10 protein-coding genes are annotated in these 26,940 nt (G+C 52.9%); 4 read left to right on the top strand and 6 right to left on the bottom strand.

Annotated features, from left to right (window positions below; translation table 11 throughout):
• Position 1: 1 nt before the first annotated feature.
• Complete coding sequence (locus P8N76_19340) at positions 2 to 1,288, bottom strand: ABC transporter permease (GenBank protein ID MDG2383836.1); 1,287 nt, start codon at positions 1,286 to 1,288, stop codon at positions 2 to 4.
• Between the two features lie 88 nt (positions 1,289 to 1,376).
• Positions 1,377 to 3,035, bottom strand: a complete 1,659-nt coding sequence (locus P8N76_19335; GenBank protein ID MDG2383835.1) for an efflux RND transporter periplasmic adaptor subunit — start codon at positions 3,033 to 3,035, stop codon at positions 1,377 to 1,379.
• A gap of 882 nt (positions 3,036 to 3,917) precedes the next feature.
• Between P8N76_19335 and P8N76_19330 the strand changes: the two genes are divergently transcribed.
• The 4 genes from P8N76_19330 (at position 3,918) to P8N76_19315 (ending at position 11,243) form a co-directional block, all read left to right on the top strand.
• On the top strand, positions 3,918 to 4,271 hold the full coding sequence (locus P8N76_19330) for a hypothetical protein (protein ID MDG2383834.1): 354 nt from the start codon (positions 3,918 to 3,920) through the stop codon (positions 4,269 to 4,271).
• Between the two features lie 127 nt (positions 4,272 to 4,398).
• Complete coding sequence (locus tag P8N76_19325; GenBank protein ID MDG2383833.1) at positions 4,399 to 6,339, top strand: S9 family peptidase; 1,941 nt, start codon at positions 4,399 to 4,401, stop codon at positions 6,337 to 6,339.
• Positions 6,340 to 6,634: 295 nt separating this feature from the next.
• A complete protein-coding gene (locus P8N76_19320; protein ID MDG2383832.1) occupies positions 6,635 to 9,790 on the top strand; it encodes a DUF1553 domain-containing protein in 3,156 nt (1,051 codons plus the stop codon).
• A 4-nt stretch (positions 9,791 to 9,794) separates the two neighbouring features.
• A complete protein-coding gene (locus P8N76_19315; protein ID MDG2383831.1) occupies positions 9,795 to 11,243 on the top strand; it encodes a DUF1501 domain-containing protein in 1,449 nt (482 codons plus the stop codon).
• A 712-nt stretch (positions 11,244 to 11,955) separates the two neighbouring features.
• Here P8N76_19315 and P8N76_19310 read toward each other — a convergent pair.
• The 4 genes from P8N76_19310 to P8N76_19295 form a co-directional block, all read right to left on the bottom strand.
• Positions 11,956 to 13,233 carry a PEP-CTERM sorting domain-containing protein gene (locus tag P8N76_19310; protein ID MDG2383830.1) on the bottom strand — a complete coding sequence of 426 codons (1,278 nt, stop codon included), beginning with the start codon at positions 13,231 to 13,233 and terminating at the stop codon, positions 11,956 to 11,958.
• A gap of 395 nt (positions 13,234 to 13,628) precedes the next feature.
• On the bottom strand, positions 13,629 to 14,462 hold the full coding sequence (locus tag P8N76_19305; GenBank protein MDG2383829.1) for a PAC2 family protein: 834 nt from the start codon (positions 14,460 to 14,462) through the stop codon (positions 13,629 to 13,631).
• Between the two features lie 144 nt (positions 14,463 to 14,606).
• Positions 14,607 to 20,192: a lamin tail domain-containing protein gene (locus P8N76_19300; GenBank protein ID MDG2383828.1), complete on the bottom strand. Its 5,586-nt coding sequence runs from the start codon at positions 20,190 to 20,192 to the stop codon at positions 14,607 to 14,609.
• A 162-nt stretch (positions 20,193 to 20,354) separates the two neighbouring features.
• Positions 20,355 to 26,900 carry a lamin tail domain-containing protein gene (locus P8N76_19295; GenBank protein ID MDG2383827.1) on the bottom strand — a complete coding sequence of 2,182 codons (6,546 nt, stop codon included), beginning with the start codon at positions 26,898 to 26,900 and terminating at the stop codon, positions 20,355 to 20,357.
• Between the last annotated feature and the right edge of the window lie 40 nt (positions 26,901 to 26,940).

Here is a 26,940-nt window from a genome sequence, read left to right as displayed (position 1 = left end):
ATTACTCGTGCCGCAAGGCCTCAATCGGGTCAAGCATGGCGGCCCGACGTGCTGGGTAAACACCAAACACAATGCCGATCAGAACCGAGATCCCAAAAGCGAGTCCGATCGCACGAAAGCTGATCATGGTTTGGATCTCGGACGAAATCGACACGACGGTGGGAATCGCAATTCCCAGGGCGATGCCCAGCAATCCACCGAAGGTCGACAGGACCATGGTCTCCACTAGGAATTGGGAGATAATGTCGCGGCGTTTGGCTCCCAGTGCACGGCGGATACCAATTTCACGAGTTCTCTCCGTCACCGTGGCCAGCATGATATTCATGATTCCGATGCCGCCGACCAGCAGCGAGATTCCGGCAATGGAACCGAGCACTAGATTCCAAATTTGCTTCTCTCGTTCGGCTTGCTGTAATAGTTCGAGCGGAACTTGGATTTCGAAATCATTGCTATCCCGGTGAGATTTCTCCAACAAAGTACGCACCATGCTGGCAGTGGCACTTACTAGTTTCTCGTGACTCAAGGTCAGGGTGATTTCGCTCAACTGATTCCGTTCAAACTCTTCGCTACCGGAACGAACAATCATCTGCAATTCGCCAAACCGTCGTTGAGCGGCAGTCAGTGGAATGTAGATGTCGTTGTTGAAGTCTTGTAAGCCAATTGCCGCAGGAGCCGCGCCACCGGGGTCCTGCGTTCTCAATACACCCACGACTTGGTATGCGCCTTGCCCCAACAAGAGTGACTTGCCTAATGGATCCTCGTAGCCAAACAACTTGTTGGCAGCTCCAGCACCCAAGACCGCCACGTTTGCTGTCGTATTCAGGTCTGAGTCGGAAAGGAAACGGCCTCGCTTAATCTCCAAATTCTTGACTCGTAAATAGGCGGGTGTCGTTCCCAACAAACGGGCATTTGATATGCGGTGACGATTAAACTGAGCATTCTTGCGAACAAGCGAGATCGGAACGGCTTCCACGATGTTCGGGATGGCAGTCGTCAATTGATCAAAGTCGCGATGTTTTAACCCGTAGTCCAATACTCGACTGACACGTTGTCCAGAACTATTACCGATCGGCTCATCGGTCTCTTCGGGTTTGACACTCCGCACAATGACGTTCGCTGCTCCTAATTTGCGGATTTGTTCCACCGCGTGTTGCTTTGATCCCTCGCCGATCGCCAGCATGGAGATGACCGAACCGACGCCTAGGATTGTGCCCAACATCGTAAGTAAACTGCGCAGCTTGTGCAGCATGAGATTGCGAATGCCGAGTTGCAGAGTTCTGAGCCACATGGGACAAGCACCATACCGTTTCAGCGAACCGGTAACCGTCCAGCCACGGTCGACCGCCTTGCAAAATCAATTGACTGACCGTTTGCGGTCAGGAAGAAGCCAGTTCGGTACTGTTCGTCTGGATTTCCTGATTCGCATCGTCACCCGAGCTGTCGAGATCCGTGATTGCGTTCGGATTTAACACCACACGTTCCCCGACTCGCAGCCCAGACTTGATTTCGACGAACTTGTCGTTGGTGCGTCCAAGATCGACGAAGCGTCGTTCGGAAACTCCCTGGGAGTGAACGTAACACCACGTTTCATCCTTCACCTGCAAAATCGCCTGAATGGGGACAGCGACGATGTCCCGCAAGTGATCCACGTGAATATCGACAACCGCAGTCATGCCTGGTTTTAGCTGTTGGACTTCTTCGTCAATCGTGATGATGGTCGCGTAGACTTTTGTGTCCGAACTCATCCAACCTCCTTGATCGGGCAGCACGGCGACCGATTGAACGCTCCCCTGATAGCTTCGGTCCGGGAATGCGTCCACACGGATCGATACCTTGAGCCCCTTAGTGATTTGATCAAGGACAGACTCGTGAATGGTTGTGCGAACCTGCATGCTCCGGAGGTTTGGCAGCGTCAGGATCGGTTGACGCGGACGAACCGCTGCGCCTGGTCGAATCTCTTCGCGGTAGTACCGGCTACGCCCAGTCGCGTAAGCAACCATGCCGTCGATTGGTGCCTTGATTTCACACTTTTTGATCTGGTCTTCGTAGCGAGCCAGCAGCTCCTTTTCCTTTTTTAGAGACTCTTGGGCAGCGATCTTTTTCGCTTCGGCCTGAGTCAGCTGCGCAATGTTGTCACGCTCCACCTGCTCCAAAGCACGATCGGCCGAGGCCAACGCACCTGCCAGCTCCATCTTTTGTCTCTTGTACTGATACTCGACAAGCTCTTTCTTCTTCGAAATAGCCGCGGCCAGCTCACGTTCGGCTTTCAATGTCTCGAGACGGGCTTGCGCCAATTCACCACTGCTCCGATAGCCCAACTTGTAAAGTTGCTCAACTCCAGTCAAGTTCGTTTGTTGGATGAGTTCGCCTGCTTCTGCCTCCTGAATGATTAATTCCACATTCTGCAGTTCAATCTGGAAGGTACCGCCTTCTTCATCTTCAAACTGCTTCAACGCTAACTTGTCGAGCTCGACTTTCAAACGAGCCTCGGCCAAGGTGGTCGCGTTCTGAGTGATCTGATTTTCGTAGGCAACGTTTGCCTGAACATAAACTGATTTCGCTTCTTCGACGTCGAGTACCTGTTCATCGAGTCGATTCCGCAGCATGGCGGAGTTGAGCTCGACGATCAGCTCTCCCTTTTCCACCGACGAACCGTTTTCAATAATCCAGACAATGGGAGTTCCTGGGATTCCGTCACCGTCGATGTCATCGACTTCACACAACACACGGACATCAGTCTGGCTCTCCAGGTTGCCCCGCTCGGTCACGGTGATTTCCAGATCGGTCTCCTGCACTGCGTGTAAAACTAAGGCCGAATCGGTCGAAGCGCGTTGGAAAAACCAACCAATTGAGATCAGAGTCGCCACCGCCAAGAGAGTCGCAATACCTGCGACGATGACTCGCAATCGCCGTAGGTTGCCTCGCTTCGACGCCGATCGGTCTGCCAACCGCTCTTTCAAAGACGAACTGGCTTGGGTCGGGTGATTCGACTCGGAAGAGGGGGGGATCTGGGGACGATCCGTTACCGTACTCATTTTCTCAGCCTGTTATTCGTGCCAAGGTAAGGATTTTCTTCGATTCGATCGACGTGAGGCGGGAGCTGGTCAAGACGCGTTGATAGGTAGGATTCTTGACGCGATCGCAGGCGGACGTTCTACATCGTGAAGGGGACGGCTTTCCTCCGCGAAGCGTTTCCAGGCAGCCTTTCGGCGACGTGACTCGCACCACTAGTTTAGGTGAGAGTGGAGCGGCTGACGAGCTGTATTTTCCAGAGACGGGCTTAATTGGATATTTTAGGTTTTTTTCCTTGCGAGGTGGCCGGCGGCAGAGGGAAGAGAGCGAAGCGAGGGGCTCTTTACTGCCGATCGGCGAATGTATCAACCATTTTACAGTCAACCGTTTGTGGTTAAGATTCTCTCCGCGCCCCATTCGCGGATGCTTCCTTCAGGGCGACGCCAACGATTGGGGTGTCACTTTCTTGGCCTTAGCCGGAACGTTTTTTCATGGTTTTGCGCCAGGATAGACGGAACCGTTTTGCGGATTCGATGGGGTCGGACCGGCGGAACGGTCAGTGTGCCACCAAGGGCGATCCAAGAGTCGGTTGGGAGTCGGTTGAGCATGCATCATTTCCGGCGGTGCAGATCCCAAAACATTTTGGTGACATTTTGTGGCTGGTGCTCGGCGCGGGAAATAAGGCTCCAGCCCCTCCGTTCCGCGACCGGCGCAGGCAGCTTTGAGAGTTGAGGTCGGGATCGGGCTCTGCAGCCCCTAGGAGAGGTGCTGTCCAGTCGGCGCTTTCAGACGCGGCGCCGATGGCGGGAAAGAGAGGTGTGGGATCGAACGCTGGGGGGTTCGGATTGGATCTTCCGACCGGAGCGACTATAACCGCTTTAGCAAGAGGGTTGAAAATTGAACGGATGGAACAACGCAGCGACAGAGGTGCAAATTTGCTTGATCGACTGAGAGCTCGCATGTTGCTCAGCGAATGCACGGGCCGAGACATTTGGCCCCTTGAGCTCTGTCGCGAGAAGGGGATTCCTGAGGCTTGGATCGAACAATTCTCTGACTGCTTTGAGTCTGGTTTCAATTCCGAATTGGACACCATCTATTTCGAAGACAATCCAACAAATCAGTTCCACGGAGTGCAAGATCTCGACCTAGCGCACAAGCTAGGCGAGTATCTGGGCGTGGACACTTTCGCAGTGACCGCGATGCAATTCGGTCGTCTGGCAGAGGTGCGTGCGATTCAGGAAGCAGCGGACGAGTCGTAAAGGTTCGTTGACGAGACAGAGCGGCTACGGTAGTTTGTGACGGTCGATCGGCTCTCCAAGTTGGTCGGCTTCTACTGTTCGTATCCTCCGAGTCCTTGCGGACGCATCTGTCACGGAGCAACCTTCGATGAAACGCTTATTCGCTTCATGGATCATTCTGATCTTAGGAATCATGACGATCACGACCCACAATGCGGCTGCCGAACTTGCTGAGTTGATTCCACTGCGTGATTTTTTCCGTAATCCGGTTGAGTCGGGCCACAGTCTCTCACCCAATGGTGAATTCATTGGGTTTTTGAAACCGTGGAAATCTCGCATGAACATCTTTGTCCAAAAGATTGGCGAGGATGAGGCGCAGCGAGTCACGTCCGTCACGGAACGAGACATTCCAGGCTTTTTTTGGGCCACGGACAATCGACTTGTTTATTCACTCGACGAAGGAGGGGATGAGAATTACCACGTATTTGCGGTCAATCGAGATGGCTCCAATTTGCTTGATCTTACGCCTTTCAAGGAAACTCGAGGCAGCGTTATTGACGACTTGCGGGACGACCCGGATCACATGTTGATCAAACACAACGAGCGAGACAAGCGAACTTTTGATGTCTTTCGGGTCAACGTCAACACAGCTGAGACTGAGTTGCTCGTGAAAAATCCCGGCAATCTCGTTTCATTCCTCGCCGATCATGACGGCAAGTTACGCGTGGCGACCAGCACTGACGGAGTCAATACAAGCGTGTTATATCGGGAGCAGGAGGAGGACGAGTTCAAAACGATTCTGACCACCAATTTTCGGGAAACACTCAGCCCTTTGTTTTTCACCTTCGACAATAAAAATATCTACGCAGCATCCAACATCGGGCGGGATAAGGAGGCCATCGTGCTCTTCGACCCGCGGCAGGCCGAGGAACTCGAAGTGATCTACGAGCATCCTCAGGTTGATGTAAACACTCTGCTGAGATCTGACAAACGAAAGACAATTACGGGAGTTGCCTTCACTGCTGCCAAGCGGGGATATCAATTCTTTGATGATACTCGGCGAGAAATGCAGGAATTCCTAGAGAAGGAGTTACCCAATCAGGAAGTTGCACTTGTTAGCTTTAATCTCGACGAAGACAAGTATCTCGTGAGGGCCTACAGCGATCGTTCGCGGGGAGCTTACTATTTCTACGACCAAACGAAACAAGAGCTGAAGCATTTGGCCGATATCAGTCCCTGGCTCAATCCGCAACAGTTGGCTCCGATGCGACCGATTGTTTTTCAATCACGTGACGGACTGATGATCTATGGCTATCTCACGCTTCCCGTTGGTGTCGAAGCCAAGAACCTGCCGACCGTTATTCTTCCGCATGGCGGTCCCTGGGCACGCGACAGCTGGGGCTTTCGACCCGATGTTCAATTCCTAGCAAACCGTGGCTATGCAGTGCTGCAAATAAATTTTCGAGGTTCCACTGGTTTTGGGCGACAGTTTTGGGAGATGAGTTTCAAGCAGTGGGGGCAGACGATGCAGAACGACGTCACCGATGGCGTCGAATGGTTAATCGATCAGGGCATTGCTGATCCCGATCGGATTGGTGTTTTCGGCGCTTCTTATGGCGGCTACGTCGTGCTCGCAGGGCTCGCCTTTACGCCGGATTTATATGCCTGCGGAGTCGACTACGTCGGTGTCTCCAGCCTCTTCACCATTCTGGAAACAATTCCGCCCTACTGGGAGCCGATGCGCGAAATGATGTATGAAATGATGGGCAATCCCGAAACGGATCAAGATATGATGCGCGAGTTTTCGCCTGTCTTTCATGCTGATAAAATCAAGTCGCCACTCATGATTGCACAGGGTGCGAATGATCCGCGAGTCAAAAAATCGGAAGCGGATCAAATCGTTGCTGCACTCAGGGAACGTGGCATTGAGGTGCCCTACATGGTCAAAGACGACGAAGGTCATGGTTTTCGCAATGAAGAAAACCGCTTTGAAGTGTACCGAGCGATGGAGCAGTTTTTCGGCGCACACCTGAACGGACGTGTAGAAGCCGGGGGGGCTGATATCTTGGGTAAGCTCGAAAAAAAATAGTTGCACCACGGAACTCCCCCTGATTAGGAAAAAACGCCGGTGTGCGATGACAATGGCGTTTGATCATTTGAACCTGCCACCAATCGGGGCGGGTGGGGATTTCTGAGTGGGGCCAGAGATTATTTGGCGATTTGTCCAGCTAGAGATAGAATCTGACAGTGATGGTTTGTCGGGACCCACCCGATCCCCGACTTTCGCGAGGCCACGCCTCGTGATGATTTCGCAGTAAACTTTGGCAAGCACTATTTGTTTCAGCTCTCTCCGTTCCTACCCCCCCCCCCTTACGAGCTGCACGATGAAGACCTTTCCCTGCATGCGAGCGCTGTTCATTCTGGCTGTCCTGAAGTTAGCGTTGGGCTGCTCGATTTCACTCGGAAATGATCTGATCCAATTCAACCGTGATGTGCGACCCATATTGTCCAACAATTGCTTTCAGTGTCATGGGCCTGATGAGCAACACCGTGAGGCAGAACTGAGACTGGATGGTCAGGAAGGCATCGAAGCGGCCTTTGGATCGGCGGGTCTGGCCGAAAGCGAGGGCTGGAAACGTATCATCAGTTCTGATTCGGATCTGCAGATGCCGCCTCCCGAATCGCACAAAGAGCTGTCGACCACCGAGATCAACATCTTGAAACGCTGGATTGAACAGGGGGGACGCTGGCAAGATCACTGGTCTTTTGTCGCTCCACAACGGCCAACGATCCCCCAGACCTCGCTGGATAAGTGGGTGATCAATCCGATTGATGCTTTCGTGGCCAACCGGATGGAATCACGCGGATTGTCACCTTCGCCGCCTGCTGAGCGAGCGCGGTGGCTACGCCGAGTTACCTTTGACCTGACGGGGTTGCCACCTACCGTGGAACAGATCGATGACTTTTTGAATGACCGTTCAATGGACGCTTACGAGCGAGTGGTGGATCGTCTCCTCGAGTCGGATCACTTTGGTGAGCGGATGGCACTGGCCTGGATGGACGCGGCTCGCTTTGGAGATACAAGCGTCTATCACGCCGATGGTCCCCGCGATATGTGGCCGTGGCGGGATTGGGTGATTCGCGCCTACAACAACAACCTGCCATTCGATCGCTTTACGATTGAGCAAATTGCGGGTGATTTGTTACCCGATTCAACGATCGACCAGAAAGTTGCAGCAGGATTCAATCGGAATCATGGTACGACTGACGAGGGGGGAGCGATCGCTGAAGAATATCGAGTCGAATACATCGTGGATCGTGTCAAGACGACCTCGACGGTCTGGATGGGGCTGACCATGGAGTGTGCTCAATGCCACGACCACAAATACGATCCGATCTCTCAGCAAGAATACTATCAATTCTTCGCCTTTTTTAATCAGTCAACCGACAAGGGAATGCAAACCCGAAACGGGAATGCGGAGCCTCGCATTGATGTGTTCGACCCGCTGAATCGATTCAAGCAGCGAGCCGTTCAGCGGCAATTGGAGTCGGTGAAGTCTGAGCGAGAAGCTCATCTGACCACGATTGGAAGCGACTTTCAGAACTGGTTACAGCAACGGAGTCGAGAAGTCGATGCTCGTCCCCGGGCGCCTGACGATTTCCTGGCTCGGTTTACGCTCGATCACGAGTCGGGAAAGCAAGTCGACAACGAAGTGATTGGCTCACCAGGCGGCCGAGTGGAGGGGGAGCCGAAGTGGATTGTCGGTAAGCTGAATCAAGCTTTTCGCTGTGACGACAAAACTTATTTGAATCTTGGCAAGTTGGCCGATTTTGAACGCACCGACGCTTTTTCCTACGGAGCATGGCTCTACGCTGGAGACAAGGTGAATGGTGCCCCGATTGCCCGGATGGATGATGGGAATTCGCATCGAGGTTTTGATCTTTATTGGTACGATGGTCACGTGTCGGTTCACCTTGTTCATCAGTGGCCGGAAAATGCTATCAAAGTGACCACGACAGAGAAGTTTGTCAAAGACAAATGGCAACATGTGATGGTCAGCTATGACGGTTCAAGTCTAGCAAAAGGAATTACGATTTTCGTGAACGGTGAGAACCAGCCTGTCGAAATCAATCACGACAAGTTGCAATCCTCGATCAGAACCGATAAACCTCTGTTGGTTGGGCGACGCCAGCCGGGATCTCCCTTCGGAGGAGCGGTTGATGACATTCGGGTTTACGGGCGAAAGCTCGAGACTAGCGAAGTCCGGGCCATTCGTGACTTTGATCCAGTTTTTCCATTGCTGCGAATTGCGGCCGACGAGAGAACGGAGGATCAAGTTGCTCAGATACGAGAATACTATCTCAAACATCATGATGCAGTGGCGATCCGACTGGCGAAGCGGATCGATGAACTGATCCAAGAAGAGAAGAAACTTGCAGCGCCCGTAAGCACGGTGATGACGATGCAAGACGCGGCGCAGCCGCGGATGACCTACGTGCTAAATCGCGGCAGCTACGATGCGCCACAGAAGGATCAACCCGTCCAGCCTGGGGTCTTGCAAGCTTTGCCACCCATTCCAGATGACGTGCCTGCGAATCGACTCGGCTTGGCCAAATGGCTCGTCAGCGGTGAGCACCCACTCACGGCGAGGGTGGCCGTTAATCGATACTGGTCTTTGTTTTTCGGCGAAGGCGTTGTTGGTACGCTGGGTGATTTTGGTTCTCAGGGGGATTGGCCAACCCATCCGGCTTTGCTCGATTGGTTGGCCGACGAGTTTGTGGCAAGCGGTTGGGACGTGAAATATTTAATCCGACAGATTGTAACTTCCGCAACGTATCGACAGTCCTCTCGAGCCACCGTGGAAGCACGATCGCTCGATCCCGAAAATCGCTGGTTCGGAAGAGGGCCTCGATTTCGCTTGCAAGGTGAATTCATTCGCGATAACGCATTAGCGGCCAGTGGTTTGCTGGTAAGTCAGATCGGTGGACCAAGCACCAAGCCTTACCAACCCGATGGGCTTTGGAACGAGGTTAGCTTGAGCGGTAACGTTAGATTCAAGCAAGACCAGGGCGGGAAGCTTTATCGTCGCAGTATGTACATCTATTGGAAGCGTTCGTCACCGATGCCTGTGATGACGATTTTCGATGCGCCTACTCGCGAGAAGTGTGTCATGCGACGCTCCCGAACGAATACACCGCTGCAGGCGTTAGTTACAATGAATGGCCCACAGTTTGTGGAGGCGGCACGTAAGTTGGCTGATCGCAGCATTCGCGAAGCCAAGGACTCAACGGCCGAACAGATTACCTACGGCTATCGGCTGGCGACCGGATGTCGCCCTACGGCAGATACCCTGTCGGTGCTGTTGCAGGCCTACGAGGACGAACTAGCGGTTTTTAATGATTCGCCGGAGCGAGCGGAGCAACTCCTCGCGATTGGTGACTCGAAACGTAACCCAACCATTGCCCTGCCACGACACGCGGCGATGACGATGGTGATGAGTCTGATACTCAATTTGGACGAAACCCTCACGCGAGGCTAAATTCGTGAATCCTATCGAACAGTATCAATTACAGCTCACGAGACGTAGCCTGCTGGCAAATGGTTCTCGAGCGTTGGGCGCTGCCGCCCTGGCTTCGTTATCTCAGGGGAGTAGCCTGCCAGCAGCAGGTTCTGTCGGCGGAGCACTCGGTGCGCCTCATTTTGCACCTCGCGCAAAAAGCGTCATTTATTTGTTTTTCTCGGGTGGCCCCTCGCACATCGACATGTTTGACTTCAAGCCAGCCATCCGCAAAGTGCATGGTACGGAATTGCCGGACTCAATCCGAAATGGGCAAAGAATCACTGGCATGACTTCAGGGCAAAAGTCCTTTCCTTGTGTTGCACCGATGTTCCAGTTCAAACGTTACGGAGATCACGGCACTTATGTGAGTGAGTTGCTCCCACACGTTGGTGGCATTGCCGATGAAATTGCAATTGTGAAATCGGTCAACACGGAAGCCATTAACCACGATCCTGCGATTACCTACATCAATACGGGCACTCAGCAGGTTGGCAAGCCGAGCATGGGAGCTTGGGTTAGTTATGGCTTGGGCAGTCCGAATGCCAATTTGCCATCCTACCTCGTGATGATTTCGAAAGGGCGGGGGCAAAGCCAAGCTCTCTATTCCCGCTTATGGGGCAGCGGATTCCTGCCATCAAAACATCAGGGCGTCAAGTTGCGAAAAGGCAAGGATCCGGTGTTGTACTTGCGGAATCCGGAGGGCATCGATTCGGGCATGCGTCGACGTATGCTCGATCGACTGTCGAAAATCAACGCCGATCACTATCGAGAATTTGGAGATCCAGAAACCGAGGCCCGGATCGCCCAGTATGAGATGGCTTTTCGTATGCAAACGTCGGTGCCGGATTTGACTGACCTCAGCGATGAACCGGAACACCTCTTCGACCTCTATGGTGCCGATTCGAGGAAACCCGGATCCTTTGCCAGAAACTGTATGATCGCTCGACGGCTTGTTGAGCGAGGGGTCCCTTTTATCCAGCTGTTCCATCGTGGATGGGACCAACACGGTAATTTGCCGAACCTCATTCGCAAACAGTGTGAGGATGTTGATCAGCCGGCTGCCGCTCTCGTACGCGATCTCAAGCAACGCGGTTTGCTGAATCAAACCGTAGTCGTTTGCGGTGGAGAGTTTGGCCGTACCATTTACTCACAAGGCAAGCTGACCGAAAATAATCATGGTCGAGATCACCATGGACGTTGCTTTACGACTTGGCTAGCCGGCGGCGGAATTCGGCCAGGAATCGAACACGGTGAGACGGATGATTATTGCTACAATATCGTTCGTGACCCGGTGCACATTCGCGATCTGAACGCAACGATCTTGCATCAGCTTGGCGTCGATCACAATCGCCTTACCTTTCGTTACCAGGGTCTTGACCAACGGTTGACAGGGGTCGAGCCTGCACGCGTGGTGAGCGAGATACTCAGCTGAGTTTTCAGGCTTCGTTTTGCTTTGAAGAGAATTCACCGGATACCTCTCACTGTCGATCGACCGCGTCCGTCATTTAACGTCATGTTCGAGCTGCCCTGGTGTGCGGCCGCCCCGAATCCCTCAGACGCTTTATGAACGGTGCGTCGTTCGTGTCCGCTCTGCTCACCATTTGAATGGACTGTCCTGTGGCGGCGGGATCACGATCGCGATCGGTTGGCGTTTCGCGACGCGGGAACAGTTGACAGGGGTCGAGCTTACACGCGTGGTGAGCGCGCTACTCAGCTGAGTTCTCAGGCTTCGTTTTGCCTTGAAGAGAATTCACCGGATACCTCTCACTGTCGATCGACCGCGTCCGTCATTTAACGTCATGTTCGAGCTGCCCTGGTGTGCGGCCGCCCCGAATCCCCCAGACGCTTTATGAACGGTGCGTCGTTCGTGTCCGCTCTGCTCACCATTTGAATGGACTGTCCTGTGGCGGCGGGATCACGATCGCGATCGGTTGGCGTTTCGCGACGAGAGTTGGGCCAACGATCGACGGGGTTCGAGCTTACAGGGGGATTCAGCGAAGGAAATAAACGGCTGAATTCTCAGAGATCCGCCTAGAAGAGAACTCACCGGATTTGTCTCGTTATCCGGTGAGAAGCGGCAGTCACCAAGGGCCGGTCAGAGCAGCCCTCGGTATGGTATGGGACCCGAGAAATCCTCATGACACCTAGGAGCTGCGGCGTCGTGAGTAGATCAGGGCAACAAGGCCCAACAGCGTGAGCAAACCAGCACTCGGTTCTGGAACAACAACGGCGGCACCTTGTGGTGGCCGTGGGCCCTGATCATAGCCACCATCTTGCATGGCAATCACCAAGTCCGTTGAGCTGAACTCTCCATCACCGTTCCAGTCACCCGTCGACCAGACAGCGGCTTCCGTGGGGCCGGTGCCGTAAAGTCCCGCGACGAAGACACTGACCAAGTCACTGCTGTTAAATACACCGTTGTCGTTGGCATCGCCAAAATAGGTGTAGTGCAAATCTTTGACGGCAATCTGGATGTCGTTGAACGTGATGTTTTCATCGACTCGATCAAGATCAAAGTAAATGTCAGTCGATCCATCAGCAACTTGTCGCGTCAGCATGTCGAGGTCACCGCTGTCCAAACGGAAGTTGCGATTGAAGTCACTTCCAAATCCGGGTTCGATGTAAATCTCAATCGTGTCGCGACCGATTACTGGTTGAGCACCATTTCCGGTGTTCAGCGTGTAGGTTGCGGAGAAATCGAAAGTGCAGTCGACGCAGGCTTCGAGCAACGTTCGCAACGTTGCATCAATGTCGGCGTTGTTCGTGACGGGAGCTGGCTCTTGCGAGAGAAAACCATCACCGACTCCAACGTAGGTGAACTCGTTGACCTTCAAGCCACCGTCTTGGCCATTGTCATAGATGATGTCGTCGCCACCACCAGGAAGATGGTCGGGACCGTAGTTGATACCGATTCGCGTGTTGGAGTAATTAGCACCAGCAAACGTTCCGACTTGATCGAAGTAGTCGGTCTCGTCGGTACTGTCGAGTGCCCAACTGAGATCATGAAGTGCGAAGTCAGTGGTGCCATCCGTCGCGATTTGTACACCGAAGTGAATTCGATTGCCTTTCTCTTGGTCGAATGCAGCAGGGAGCTGATCCCAGGTCGACGAAGGTGCTGCGGAAGATCGCCATGAGTTGAAGTCGGTGTAAATCATCTCTAAAGTGCTGATCGGAGTGAGAACCGCTTCGTAGGCCGCTGGATCGACGTCTCGATCGTCTAGGGCCGGCGATTGTCCACGGAGTGCGTTGGTGGCATTGACTACATAGCCGGGCCAGCTGGGCGAAGCACTACCGCCACTTGTTGGTCGACCATTGGGAGCAAACGCAGCTGTAACACTTACGCTTGCAACTTGGGCGTGTAATGCGTGGGTGGCCATCAACACAAGTGATAGCACCACGATGGATTTCACAAGATGTTTCATCTCGGGTCCGCTCCTCTACAATTTTTATTAACTTCGACGTCATTCAGTACTGATTAAACTAATCGCAAGAAATATCGTAACCACAACTTTTGGGTAAACGATAATCGTTAATTTGTGTACCTACTCTCTCCGGAAATCGCGACCAGGTCAACAGGCAAGAATTAAAAGTTTCAAATTTTAGGGGTTTCGGCAGAATAGCGCAAAAGAATCTTAACCATTTCGCTGTTAATCGACGTAATTGGGCCACCCGACGTAATTCCCATGTTGATCATTCCCAGCAATTGTCGCTTGCTGGCTGGTAAATTGGTGGAATCGCAAACGTAGTAAGCGTCGTGCACGAACAAGCGGTTGCGTGTTAAAGACGAACGTTTGTGGAGCCACTCAGAGTGCCCCCATTAGTTCTCTTGTTCGAGCAGATCCGTGTCGTATTCATTTTCGAGTTGGCGTACTTGTTCGGAAAGTTCATCGTTGTCCTCGATGGCACTGGATACCTCCAGCTCCCATTCGGTCGACACCGAGCGGAGTGAATCGATATCGAGGGGCAGTTGCAGGATCTTGGCCAACCGGCGCGTGACGGCTTCAATGCTCATTGGATTCGTGCCTTGTAGGTATCCGGGGATTTCGGCGACGATCGAATCCATTCGCAAGTCCTCAGCCTTCGCCTGCGTCATTAGATAGCTTGTGAAGGAGCCGGGGCCTTCGTAATCCGTTTTGCGGAGCCCGTATTTTTCCATTTCATGCAGCGAATCGGGATTTGAGCAGGTGATGTAGAGTCGTGGTTCGCGAGTATGGGGCACTGCTCCGCCGAACGATCCGACGAACAAAATTCGCTTGATTCCAGCCTGATGCGTAAACGTCAACAGGCAATCGGCGAACGAGTGCCACTGTAGGTTGGGTTCTTTACCAACGAACAGCATGAGCTTTGACTCTTCATCGCAGTAAAAACTGTTGGTAGGCAAGTCGAACGACTTGATGATCCCCGATTCGATCTCGATATGAGGTCGGAAGAGTGCAGAAACCTCCATGGATCCGGGGAAGTTGTAGATATAGAAGGGTTCGGGGTCGATGTGAGCGACTTGTCTCGCTTCGAGCAAATCGACAAGGCGCTGGACCGTTCCGGTAGAAACATCACCGCCATCCATCCATCCGCTGAAAGACAGTACGAGGGTTCCGTCCTTCATCTTGGGGCATTCGGTGATCTTAAGTGCATCGATTGAGTTTTCGTTCATAGCTGAATTCTAAAGGGCGACCCCGAATTCGGTAAAGCGCACCGAGGGTAGAAAACAAGTCAAAATGCACTCTTATTTCGGGCGATGAAGCCGGCGGAAATCAGCGAAAGTCACTTGAGCACAAAATGAGCATAAAATCGGGTGTTAAATTTGATTCCGGTTGAAATCCGAGTTGAGCATGGGATCGACCAGTTTGTCACTCACCTCCACTTGTTGTCGTTCTTGCCAAGAAATGTCCTCTTCATCAAACAAGCTGGATGCGAATGCCGCATCGTGGAGTTCAACAGCCATTCGCTGGTTGCCGGCCCTGAGCGGTGTATTGCGAGCATCCTTCGACGTCGAATTCGACGGCAAGCTCGGTAGCAGGCCGGTTTTTGTGGCTGCAATTTGAGAAAGATCCAGCATTGTCGCTGCGGGGACGGAATCGCTCTGGTAGCCACCTGCGGCGAATGCGACGACAAAATCTTGCGAATCGAACTCGCCATCGCAATTCCAATCGCCTTCGGACCAGGTTGAATTAAGGGTAATCCCGTCTTCGTATTCACCTGCTTGGAAGACGGCTACCAAATCTCCTGAATTGAACAGGCCATCGAGATTTGCGTCTCCATAATCTGTTCCCAGCATCCCTTGGATATATTCTGCCTCATCGTCTCGATCCACGTCACCGTCACCGTCGAAGTCGAACTCGAGATTTTGGATCGAAAGCCCCGCGCAAAACGTTTGGATATCTGCTTCATCGACCATGCCATCTTGATTTAGATCGGCGGATCGGATGTTGACACTTCCTGGGTTCGGTTGATCGGCTCGCCAAGAGGATGCAGCGTTACCAAAATCGGTCATCGCAACTCGCTGCAATGAATCTCCGAGCCCGTCGGCGGACACTGGCCAGGGGTCGCTGTCAGCATAAGTGACTTCGTCTTCAAAGGAGTAATTGATTGGTGCGGCGGTCAAGTCGGGTCGTTGAAGTTGGACGCGTTGTCCACGGTCGCTTAACTGACCTGAGTAGCCACCAACAATTACGACGCTTTCATCCAGGCCATAGTGGCTTCGGAAAGCTTCGGATTTCGAACCGTTCCCTAGTTTTTCTGGATTAAATGACACGACGACAACCGCCTGACCGGCTGCCACACTCAGGCTGCTATCGAAGTTGAAGTCGACATCCCCACGTAGGCGCCAAGACTTGAGGTCGATGGCGGCATTGGTGGGGTTAGAGATTTCGATGTATTCCAGATCGCCCTGGTTCAGTGATGGATCAATTTCCAGCAAAGCAGCTGGGAAATCGCCCGGATTGTAGTTGAGTTCGGATATCACCACGGGGCCGACGCGAGCTGCCTGATTGGAAGCCCCGACCGAGGCCTGTTCCATCGGCGTTAAACGGCCCGTTCCATTGGGAACACGTCCGAATGTTTCATTGGGACGAGCGGGACCAAACTGGACGTCATCGACAAAGGTCGTTGGATTGCCGTTGGCGTCAGCAATGATCAGCCAGACTTCATCACCTTCTGAACCGTTCAATGCGAAACCGGAGTCGGGATCTTGATTGAACTGTTGTTCGGTCAACACCAAGTATTCACCCGCAGCCAGAACGGAGTTGGGTGGCAGTTGGTATTTTGTGAGATTGTTAGCGGAATCACTGAGCCACCAACCACTCAGATCAATCGTTTCTAGCGTTCGATTCAACAGCTCGATGGTATCGAGCTCACCGACTAGATCGGTATTGGAGAGTACTTCATTGATCACGATACCGGCGGGCGCCAAACCGTTGCTTCCGGGGGAACCGCCAAAATCAGCGCTTCCTCGCCATGCGCCAGCTTCTCCCAGCTGATCAACAGCCGTATTGACGGGGTCGACTAGCTCGAGTGATGCGCCGGCTCCGTCACTCCGTTGCGGCCAGAGTGCATTGTCGCTGTATTCAAATTCGAGAATCGTACTGCCGTTGGCGTCGGCAATTTTGATGCGTTCTCCGCCATTGTCGAGCGAGCCGACGTAGGGGCCTGCTGCATCGATCCCTGGATAAGCGGCAGTGAATGCAGCGACGTCACGGGCGACGACCAGATGCTCGCCCGGCGCCAGCAATTGGTTTGCTGCAAACACGTAGGGTTCAGACGGTCCGTCTGTAATCGTGATACCCGCCAGGTTGAGCGTAATGGATTCGCTGATGTTGACCAACTCAACGAACTCGGTTGCTTCGGTAACATCCGCCGGATGGTAGTTGATTTCGCTCAAACGCAGATAACGCTGTGCGTCCGTGGGTTCTGCTGGAGTTGTGGTCGATGCGATAACGGAGTCGTCGGCCGCGACCAATTCAAGTATTTCTCCAAAGTTGGAAAGGTGTCCCTGGTAATTGCCGTGTAGGACCAATCCCTGACCACCCCGTGGGCCGGTGGTGCGCGTCAGGAACGACTTCACGTCGGGCGACACGAACAGTGAGGCCTCAGCTGGAATGACCGTTCCGGGGCGGAATGTGTACTCCACACCGCCTCGCACTTTCCACCCAGAGATGTCAACGGCCGTGTCCAGCGGGTTGGTGATTTCGATGTATTCTTCGTCTTGATTACCACTGGTTGGATTGTGCACGACGGTGCCAAACGTAAGCGGCGCGTTGCCAATTTGCTCGTGAGGGACTCCGGCGGCACTGCCGTCGGCGATGACACCGTCGATAAGAACAGGCAGCATCAACATGTCAGAACTGGTGTGCGATGAATTCATCGCTTGAATGGCCAGGATATTCTCGCCCGGCTGCAGTTTGTCTAAGAAGCCACTGATTGTGAAGTTTTCGAATATAACTGCCGCTGAATCGCGATGTGAGCGTGCTTTTGAATTATAGGATTGGGTTCCCGCGGTACGCGTGTTTTGTTGGTGGACTTCCGTTCCATTCAGGTAGGCGACAAAACCATCGTCATACTTCATCTGAAGGGTGAGTGCTGCTACGGCTGCGGGATCATCAACGTTGAAAGGAAGACGCAGGTAGACGGAGGTGCCATCGTCACTCGCTTCCTGGAGGCTCACCTCCGTACGAATCAAACCGTCGAAGTCATCATCGCCCGAGAAACCAATCCCGGTCGTTCCACCGCTCCATTGACTGTCGTTAAAGTCGACCTTCGTCCAATCGGTACCCAGGGAGTTATCGCCAGGAACCAAGTAGGATGCTGCAGAGAACTCGGGCACCAGCACTTTGATTTCACTCGTCATCAATTTGTCGATGCTATGGTCGAGATAGAGAGTTGTCCGTCTCTTGTCGAGGAAACTGCGAATTGAATCGGCCTGCCGCACGGCACTGGATGACAGCTCAGAACGGGCTGTTTCCAACAGTTCGTTGATTCGCTGTTCGTATCGTCCATCTTGGTTGGAGGTTCCGGGCGGTTGCAAGAGTTGATCCATCACCGTTCGCAATCGTCGCAGGTACATTTGACTGAGTACTGGATGCGTGAAAACGGCTTCGTACAAGCGATTCCATTGGTTGGCGTTTGGTTTGCGATGGATTTCATCACCGAAGAAGGGGTGCGACAATTCCGGGCCCCCGTCACCCTCGATCCCGAATGTCCAGTCTTTGTCCCAAGGCAATGGCGTCCATTGCCCCGTTCCTTCGGTATCGCGATAGAGGTAGAAGTTTTTGCGAACATCATCAGCGTCCATCGTGATTGATCGCACTGCAAGGTAATTCATCAGCGTCGCGAGATTGAAGTGGTCGAAGACGGACAAGGATCGATCTTCGTTGGATCCCTTGCTCAATCCGTTGACCACGACCTGGATATCCTCTTTTCCTTCGTCTAAACGCGTCTTCTTCTCGACGCCCGTTGTGGTATCAGAAAACACCGGATTTAAGTTGCTGCGTTGGACAAATTTGTAGATGGCACCATCCGGATCGAACCCTTGGCGTGCCAAGTAGTCTTGGTCGGCTTGCTCGATAAAGACACCGACTCGGTCGCGCCCTCCATTGACTCGCATCAGCATCAAGAATGATTCGGCAGCCGGGTTGCCCGCATCTCGGTATGACTCGAACGCCATCACCTGCCGCAGGTAGCTAGGATCTGAGCCTTGAGCGTTCATATTAAACTCTTGCACGCGCCCTAGCTTGTCGTTCACAAAGAACGGGTGGTCGTCATTGAAGTTGAATTTTTGTGAATTGCCATTCGTGGCGCCGCCCCGTTGGCGGACAAAAATGTTGTCGTAGAACTCGCCTTGATAATAGACAGACGCTCTTGATCCGCCTCGGCCGCGGGCTCGCGACTCCCTTTCTGCGAACCATTGGATCACGGGTAGATCACTATCAATCGTCGGGCCCACGACCGTACCGTAATATTCTTCCGAGCGATCAGTGCCCGACGTATCCAGAATTCGTGGCGACCGGGATTGATCGTCGGCGCTATCAGTAGCGAGAATTGCGTATCGAAGCATTTCGCCGACTTGAGCTGTCGCTGCGGGAATCAACCCTGTGTAGATTCCATCTGCGGCGACCGCATCCGCGCCCGAGCCATCATCGACCATGTTGATCGAAACTTCATCCTCATACATCACGCGGTACACGAGTGTTACACCTGAAATCTCGTTGATCGTCTGGTCCACCTCGGCGGTGACAAACAATGAGTCGGTGGCTGTCGGTTGCGCGGGCACGTGCGAAATATTGTGGATTCTTGGTGCTAATGAAAAACGATCGGGGTTCAATTCGCCTGGTGTTGGATTACTAAAGAATCCTGTCTCGTCCACAAACACATTAAAGCCGTCTGTGACCAATTCGGGAACCAAGAGGAAGTCGTCGTTGCTCGCTTCAATATTGATGCCCTGCAAGGCGAGGACGTTGGTGCCCGGCTGGAGATGACGAATCGATCTCGCCAAATCGAATTCCTCGAATTCAACCGCGGCAGCATTGTTTCGTTCCGATTCCGCGACCGAATTGTAAGTGCCGAAGAACGGTGCATTCTCGGCACTGATGATGTTTCCATTCAAATAGGCGATAAAGCCGTCGTCGAACTTCGCACGCAGTTTCAGGACATCAAGTTGACCCGGATTGTCCACTTCAAAAGGAATCCGAACGTAGATGCTTGCATTAACACCTGCCATTTGAGCGCTGACATCTGTTTGAATGTCTGCCGCAAATCCAGAATTGACTTCGAAGCCGATTCCAGCCTTCGCACCGGTAACCCAAGTTTCATCCGGGGCAAAGCCAGGCTGGGTCCAATCCAACCCCAGGGATGCGTCCTGTGGAACCAAAAACTGTGCCGGTGATGTTGCAGCGACGAGAAATCGATCGCCGCCTGACATGCGAACACCATAGGAAATGTCTGTCTGCTGCTCAGGGAATTCGGGTGCGTATTGGGATGCGATGGTTTGTCCGTCGGGTTCGACCAAGGCCAAGAAATCGCCGTCCGATGACAAACGGAAATTCGTGTGCAATTCTTTTGTAGTACGATCTTTACCGCTGGCAAACACAATTAAATGCTCTTTGGGAGCAAGTGATGTGGCGGGAAACGTCCATTTCTCTAACTCTGCATTTTCATCGGTGAGATGCCAGCCTTCGAGTTGCTGCGTTTCAGATCCCTGATTGAAAATCTCGATCCAGTCAGACGATTCGCGGTCGTCATCGTTGAGCGTACCCCGATTACTCGCCATGAATTCCGAAATAATCAGATCGGCTGCCAGTAACGCTCTGGTTTCTAATGATTCGACGGAAAGCTGGCGAGATTTGATTTGCTTGCGAATTCGGCTGTTGTTGGTGATGGATCGCTTCAACCGTCTACTCCAAGAACTTCGTGCAAGGTTGACAGGGAATTTTCCGATTCGCAGCGTACCACGGATCGGAAGATTTTAGTTCGATTGTTCAGAACGTCGGACAATCATGAGAGCTAGAAAGCCATAATAGTTGCTTGAAACGTTCTTGCGAGCGATGCTTTCTTATTTCTGAATTAGCTCGTCAAGCAAATCATCGGTAACGACGTTCGAATCCTTATGATTCTCTTTTGGTTGTTCATCAAACAAGGCCGTTAGGGATTTGTCGGCCAGATCAGCGGCCAATGGTGTTCCTTCTGCGAATGTTGCGAAGTCGTGTGGAGTACTGCGATGTAAAGAAGAGCTTTCACGTCGTTCAGCGATTGGGGCAAAGGCCGCGCCAAGGCGGGCACGAAGGTTTCGCGTCAAATTTCCTTGGGAGGTAGCTTGATTTGAATAGCCACCATCCTGGAACGCCAACACCAGATCCGAAGAATCGAAATCCCCATCACCGTTCCAATCTCCTTCCCCCCAGCCTGCGTTCAAAGGCAATTGATCCTCGTATTTGCCTGCGGCAAATACGATCACCAGGTCACCTGAGTTGAAGACTTGATTCAGATCTGTATCACCGTAATCGGTGTGCAAAACATTTTTGACCATTTCATCGCGGTCAAGTTCATTAACGAGACCATCGTTGGTGAGGTCGTAGACCAAGTCAGGTATTTCCGTTACCCGCATGGCCTCGAATAAAAGGTTGATGTCCGCTTGATTGACAATTCCATTACCGTCGAAGTCACCACGCAGCGGACCGCTTTCGAATTGACCCGGGGTGGGTGCCGCGGCGAGCCAGGCTGTCGCTGAATTGCCATTTTCTTCGACATTATCTCGTTGTAGCGAGTGGCCATTGCCATCGGCTGCAGGCCACGGCGTGCGGTCATCGTACAGCACCTCATCCTCGTACAACCGAGCGATGTCAGCGGGATCTGCTGCCGCATTATCAGGACGTTGTAACTGAACACGATCGAATGAATTACTCAACTGTCCGCCGTATCCACCGAGAAGTGTGATGGATTCGTCAATTCCATGGTGAGCTCGAAATGCGGCCAGACGGGCGACATTACCGGCACCTTCCGGGTTAAACGGAATCAGAACCACGACCTCGCCCGCCCCAATCGTCGTCAGCGAGTCAAAATTGAAGTCGATCCCCCCCCGAATTCGCCATTGGCTCAGATCCAAAGGGGTTCCGGTGGGATTGTAGATTTCGACAAACTCCAGATCGCCGGATGTGATGTTGGGATCAATCGCGGTCGCTTCATTTGAAGGACGCCCCGGATTGTAGTGAACTTCGCTGATGACGACGGGGCCCACGCGTGGAGCTGGATTGGTGCTACCCAGAGAGAGATTCGTCATCGGTTCCAGACGCCCCGTCGCATCAGGGCTACGGCCAAAGGATTCTCCCGGTTTGGCGGCGCCGAAATGGACATCGTCCACAAAACCGAAAACACTACCAGGTGTGGTGGAACTGACGAGCCAGACGGCCTCGCCATCGTTGCCATTCAGAGCAAAACTGAAGTCATTCTCGTCATAGGTGATGAAGCCACCGGCTAGCAAATTCGTACCGACAGGAATTTGGAACTTCAGCAGGTTGTCAGCTGAATCGCTCAAGTACCAACCGCTAATGTCAACGGAACTGGCCGTTGGATTGTAGAGTTCAATCGCATCCGTCTGCACAGCAGGATCATCCGTGTTGCTTAGTACTTCGTTAATGACTATCCCACTGAGGACTCGTGACGTAGCTGCGGGGGATCCCCCTATTTCAGAGCTGCCACTCCAGCGGTAATACTTGTCAAACTCGTCGTTGGGAGTTGACTCAGGATCGGACAAGACGAGTGTTGCTCCTACGCCATCGGCTGGTTCCGGCCAGGGGTCCCGATCACCGTAACGGAAGTCCATGATGGTGCTGCCATTGGCATCGTCCAGTTTGATCCGTTCTCCTCCGTTGTCGAGATTGCCCACATATTCACCGATCACTTGATTGGCATTGACTTCGGGATAGGCGGCGAGGAAGGCGGCTGTATCGGCAACGACGACGAGCCGATCACCCGGTTGGATTGTGGTTCCCGCATTCACCACCAGAGGTTCTGATGGGCCTTGAGAAATGGTGACGCCCGACAGATCGAGCGGTTGTTCACCGAGATTCAATAGCTCGATGAATTCTGTCGCATCATCCAGGCTGTTGGGATTGTAGTTTAGCTCGGAAATTCGCAGGAATTCTTGGGCCGGCGATGGTTCAGCCGCGATATTTAGCGTGTCCATCCGGGTGCCGTCAGCGGCGGTGAGATGGACGATATCGCCCAGGGATGAGAGATGTCCGGCATACCCGCCTTGAACCAATCGGCCTTCACCGCCCGTCGGTCCGGCAGCACGAGCACGAAAGGCGCGGGATTCGGGCGAGACGTAGAGCGAGGAGTTGGCTGGAATGATTGTGCCCAGCGGAAATTCGTGCTCAATACCTCCTTCCAGTCGCCAACCTGAAATGTCGACCGCGTCATCGAGCGGATTGTCGATCTTGACGAACTCTTCGTCTTGGTTGCCGCTTACTGGATTGGCATCATACAGGTTCGGATCAAAGCTGATCGCCGGGTTACCCACTTGAGCATGGGGGATACCGGCCACTTCAACGGTACTAATAATCCCGTCGACTAACTCTGGTAACATCAGCATATCGGAGCTTGACTTGGAAGAATTGAGTGCATGAATTGCAAGCAGATTTTCACCGGGTTTTAACGCATTGAGATGTTCGCTAATGTTGTAATTCACAAAGACGACGGCTTCCGAATCTCGGTGAGAGCGTGCTTTTGAATTGTAGGATTGAGGCCCGTCTTTCCGTAAATTCTGACGATGAACTTCCGTGCCATTAATGTAAGCGATGAAACCGTCGTCAAATTTCATTCGCAATGTCAATGCGTCGACGGTAGCGGGATCGTCGATGTTAAAGGGGACACGAAGGAACACTGCAGTGCCGTCTTCGCTGGCTTCTCGGAGATCGATCTCCGTGCGAATCAAACCGTCGAAGTCGTCGTCTCCTGAGAACCCGAATCCCGTTTCGCCTTGACGCCACTGGCTGTCATCAAACTCGTTGGCGACCCAATCTGTGCCGAGCGAGTCATCACCAGGAATGAAGTAGGTTGCCGGAGCGAATTCAGGCAAGATCACGATTGGTTCGCTCGTTTCTACATCAACGCTATGATTAACGTAGAAATGCTGTCGTCGGACTTCGAGGTATTCGTTTTTGACGATGTCAACCGCTTCTGGGAATGACTGATCCGTGCCGAATGGCCAAGGCGAAAACCATTTTGCCTTGTCGAGTGCAGCATCTTGGCTCATCGCCTGAACGTAACCATCCCACTGCTGATCGAAGTAACTGTTCGTCGTGCCTGGCTCGCCCATGAGTTCATCCATGGTCGTGCGAAGTCGACGCAAATACATCGTACGAATGACGGGGTCGGTCAGCACGGCGTCCATTAACCGATTCCAGTGGTTGTTCCATTCGCGATAGGACTCCGTATTGACAAACGGGTGGGAGGGTGCAACGTACGCGGGGTTGTGACCGGGAACGGGCCCTTCTGTGATTACATCCATGTCCGCATAAATCTGGTCGTGGTAGGAATTGCCCACCCAGTTCGATCCCCAACTCAAGTCGTTGTCCCAGGGGAGGAACATCCATTCACCCGTTCCCTCGGTGTCGCGGTAGAGAAAGTGATTCTTGTGGGGATTGTCGTTCTGGTGAACTAAGACGGTTCCGACGAGATAGTTGAGTGTCGCCGGTAGATTAACGTTGTCGATCAAATAGTTGTGCAGCTCTTCGCCGTTGAGTGTTCGCACGTTGCTAATGAAATCGGCCAAATCCGTATTGCCTTCGTGTTCGCGTGTCTTTTTGCGGACACTCGATGCGGAGGTGAATTCGTTGTAGACCTTGTAAAGGGCTCCATTGGGGTCAAAGCCTTCTCGTTCGAGCAGGTATTCATCGGGTTCTTCGATAAACACGAAAACACCATAAAACTCGTCATTGCGACGGACATGCATGGGGAATGAAATCGAGCCCGGTGCTCCGGCCGCGGAATAGGCATCAAAAGCGAGTGCTTGTCGGACATAGGCTTTGTCCGTCGCTGTCGAATTAAGGTTGAATTCCTCCACGCGACCATATTGTGGATCGAAGCGGAATTGATTGCCTTTGAAATCGAATTTGAAGTTTCGCTTGCGATTTCCCGCGGTGCTTCCCCCTCGCTGACGTACGAACAAATTGTCATAGAATTCGCCATTGAAAAAGATCGATGCGCGTGTGCCACGCCGTTCTCCCGCATTCCGTTCATTTTCCACGAACCAATTCAAAATTGGGATCTCGCTTGATAGCTGCGAGTCAGCGATCATTGTGCCGAAGTATTCCGAGCTTTGGTTTTGGCCTGATTGAATTTCAAAAGTGGGGAGTCTCCCCGTCGCATCCGTGCTGTCGGTTGCTCGTACGTACCAACGCACCATTTCACCCGGATTCGCCAGGTCTCCCGGAATGACTGCTGTGTAGATCCCATCTCCGGCCGCACTGTCGGCTGCCAATCCGTCATCACTCATCGGGATCACCCGTTCTTCCTTGAACATGACTCGATACACGAGTTCGACCTGGGAAATGTCTGCCAAGGTTCGCACCACTTCGGCAGTCACGGTGATCGCATCGGCCGAATTGGGTTGTGCTGGGCTGTGATCAACATCATGCACTAAAGGGCCGAGAGAAACAGAGACTGGATTGTTGTTTTTTCCTGGGGTAGGAGTGGTCAAATAGCCATTCAGCTCAGGATTGACCGTTACGGTGGAGGCGCGCAGGATTGGTCTCACCAGCAGATCAGGATTGTCAACGGCAGCATTCAACGCATGAATGGCCAGCATATTCGTGCCAAAAGTTAACGCGTCTAGGGAGTTACTGATGTCGAGCAATTCGCCAGCCACTGCCAGGTCATCCGCACGGGTACGCGTGGCAACTGCATCGTGGCCCAATCGTACTCCCTCTTCGCCCGGGGCATTCCGGCGGGCGATTTCTGTGCCGTTGAGGTAGGCAACGAAACCATCGTCGTAATTCAATTCCAGAATCAGTTGATTGAAGACTGTCGGATCCGACACCTCGAATGGGATGCGGACATACATTGACGAATGAAGACCAAGCATCTCCGTTTCGACATCGGTCGCAATCAGGTCGCCAAATTGGCCCGCACCATCACCGGGCTCTTGCCCCGGATCAGCGACCAATGAGTTGACTTGGGCCGCCGTCAGAGCTCGATCGAAAATCGCTACCTCATCAATGCTCCCATCGAAATAGTTGTCGCTCGTATCAAACACGCCGTCGCCGGCAATTCGAAATTCGGAAGAAGAGCTGCCGTAGTTATTGGTAGGGCTTCCACCCTGACCTGCCAATTGGCCATCGAGATAGATGGCAAGTGACTCGCCGTCACCGGTCACTGCAACGTGATGCCATTCGTTAAGCGGGAATTCATAATCGACGTTTAATGATCCGCCTCCAGGTGTCCAAATCTGCAGAGTGCCTGGACTGATGAATCCAAACTCGATCGCATCATTCTGTCCAAAAAGACCAATTCGATTGGTCGATAGAAATTCAGGATGAATCATTCCCATCATGCTGAATTCAGTTAAATCACTCAAAGGCGAACTGGTGAATGTGATTGCTTCGCGACGACCGTCAAACTTGGTGGCGGAGTTCGAATCATCGAATTGGAACAGGGTGTCGGCCAATCCGGGGCCTGATTCTGTTCGTGTGGGACTGCTCTTGTAGGTGCCGTCTAAGGATTCGCCGGCTGTCCCATCATTGGCAGCTAGACCACCTTCCGTTTCCTCAAATCGCCAATAGCCTACCGGATCGAGATTCAGAATCGCCTCGACCATCGGCGCCATTTCCGCAACTCCGGTATCGAAACCGATGCCCGTTGGTCCTGTGGCCCAGGTTGCATCATTGAATTCGACTTGTGACCAAGTTTCTTGCAAAAGGTTGGTGGATGGCGCGTGATAGGAGGCCGTTGCACCGGCCTCGATAAGCGTGGAAACTGCCAGGTCAGGCGATGCGCCGTATGAAACGTCGGCGACCTGTGGCGGATAGGCCGGTGAAAATTCATGCACGACGGTCTGCCCATCGGGTGCGATCAGCGCCAAATACTCACCATCTCCATCCAACTTGAAATCCGTATGCAATTCCGAACCGGATTCGGCTCGGTCTTTGCCTGATGCGAAGACTACCTGATAACTCCCCGCATCGAGCGACGAATCAGGAAAACGCCAGCCGGTCAAATCGTTTGGATCATCGGTAAGCCAAAATCCGTTTAGATTGACCGTATCGCCTCCCGTATTGAACACCTCAATCCAATCCGTGAACTCCCCATCCTCATCCGCGACGGTGGACTGATTAATCGCAAGAAATTCGCTGATGATGGGTGCACCCGCCAAGAGGTGGCGCCCTTCCAGCATCTCGAGACGCATCGGCCGACGTTTTTTTAATCCGGAATTCTTACCAAAGAGCTTCACGTCGTACTCCTTCAGTCCTGCGGTTTCTGGCCGCTGGGGCAGATTTGTTTTCTGGTAAATAAGATTTTGATCTTCGAAATCCAAAGCTACAGATAGACTCGAAACAGTGAGATGAATCCAAACGCCCCCAATAACTGGTGGCGAATTCATGCCTGGAACCGGCATGGAAAAGCTTGCGTCGAGCTATCTT

The organism is Pirellulaceae bacterium, from assembly GCA_029243025.1.
In the GTDB taxonomy this organism is placed as follows: Bacteria; Planctomycetota; Planctomycetia; order Pirellulales; family Pirellulaceae.
This window is presented reverse-complemented; position numbering and strand designations above follow the sequence as displayed.

Excerpts from the sequence above, each read along its gene's own strand:
- P8N76_19335 (MDG2383835.1), bottom strand. The coding sequence starts at position 3,035 with ATGAGTACGGTAACGGATCGTCCCCAGATCCCCCCCTCTTCCGAGTCG.
- P8N76_19320 (MDG2383832.1), top strand. The coding sequence starts at position 6,635 with ATGAAGACCTTTCCCTGCATGCGAGCGCTGTTCATTCTGGCTGTCCTG.
- P8N76_19305 (MDG2383829.1), bottom strand. The coding sequence starts at position 14,462 with ATGAACGAAAACTCAATCGATGCACTTAAGATCACCGAATGCCCCAAG.
- P8N76_19330 (MDG2383834.1), top strand. The coding sequence starts at position 3,918 with ATGGAACAACGCAGCGACAGAGGTGCAAATTTGCTTGATCGACTGAGA.
- P8N76_19340 (MDG2383836.1), bottom strand. The coding sequence starts at position 1,288 with ATGTGGCTCAGAACTCTGCAACTCGGCATTCGCAATCTCATGCTGCAC.
- P8N76_19295 (MDG2383827.1), bottom strand. The coding sequence starts at position 26,900 with ATGAATTCGCCACCAGTTATTGGGGGCGTTTGGATTCATCTCACTGTT.
- P8N76_19310 (MDG2383830.1), bottom strand. The coding sequence starts at position 13,233 with ATGAAACATCTTGTGAAATCCATCGTGGTGCTATCACTTGTGTTGATG.
- P8N76_19325 (MDG2383833.1), top strand. The coding sequence starts at position 4,399 with ATGAAACGCTTATTCGCTTCATGGATCATTCTGATCTTAGGAATCATG.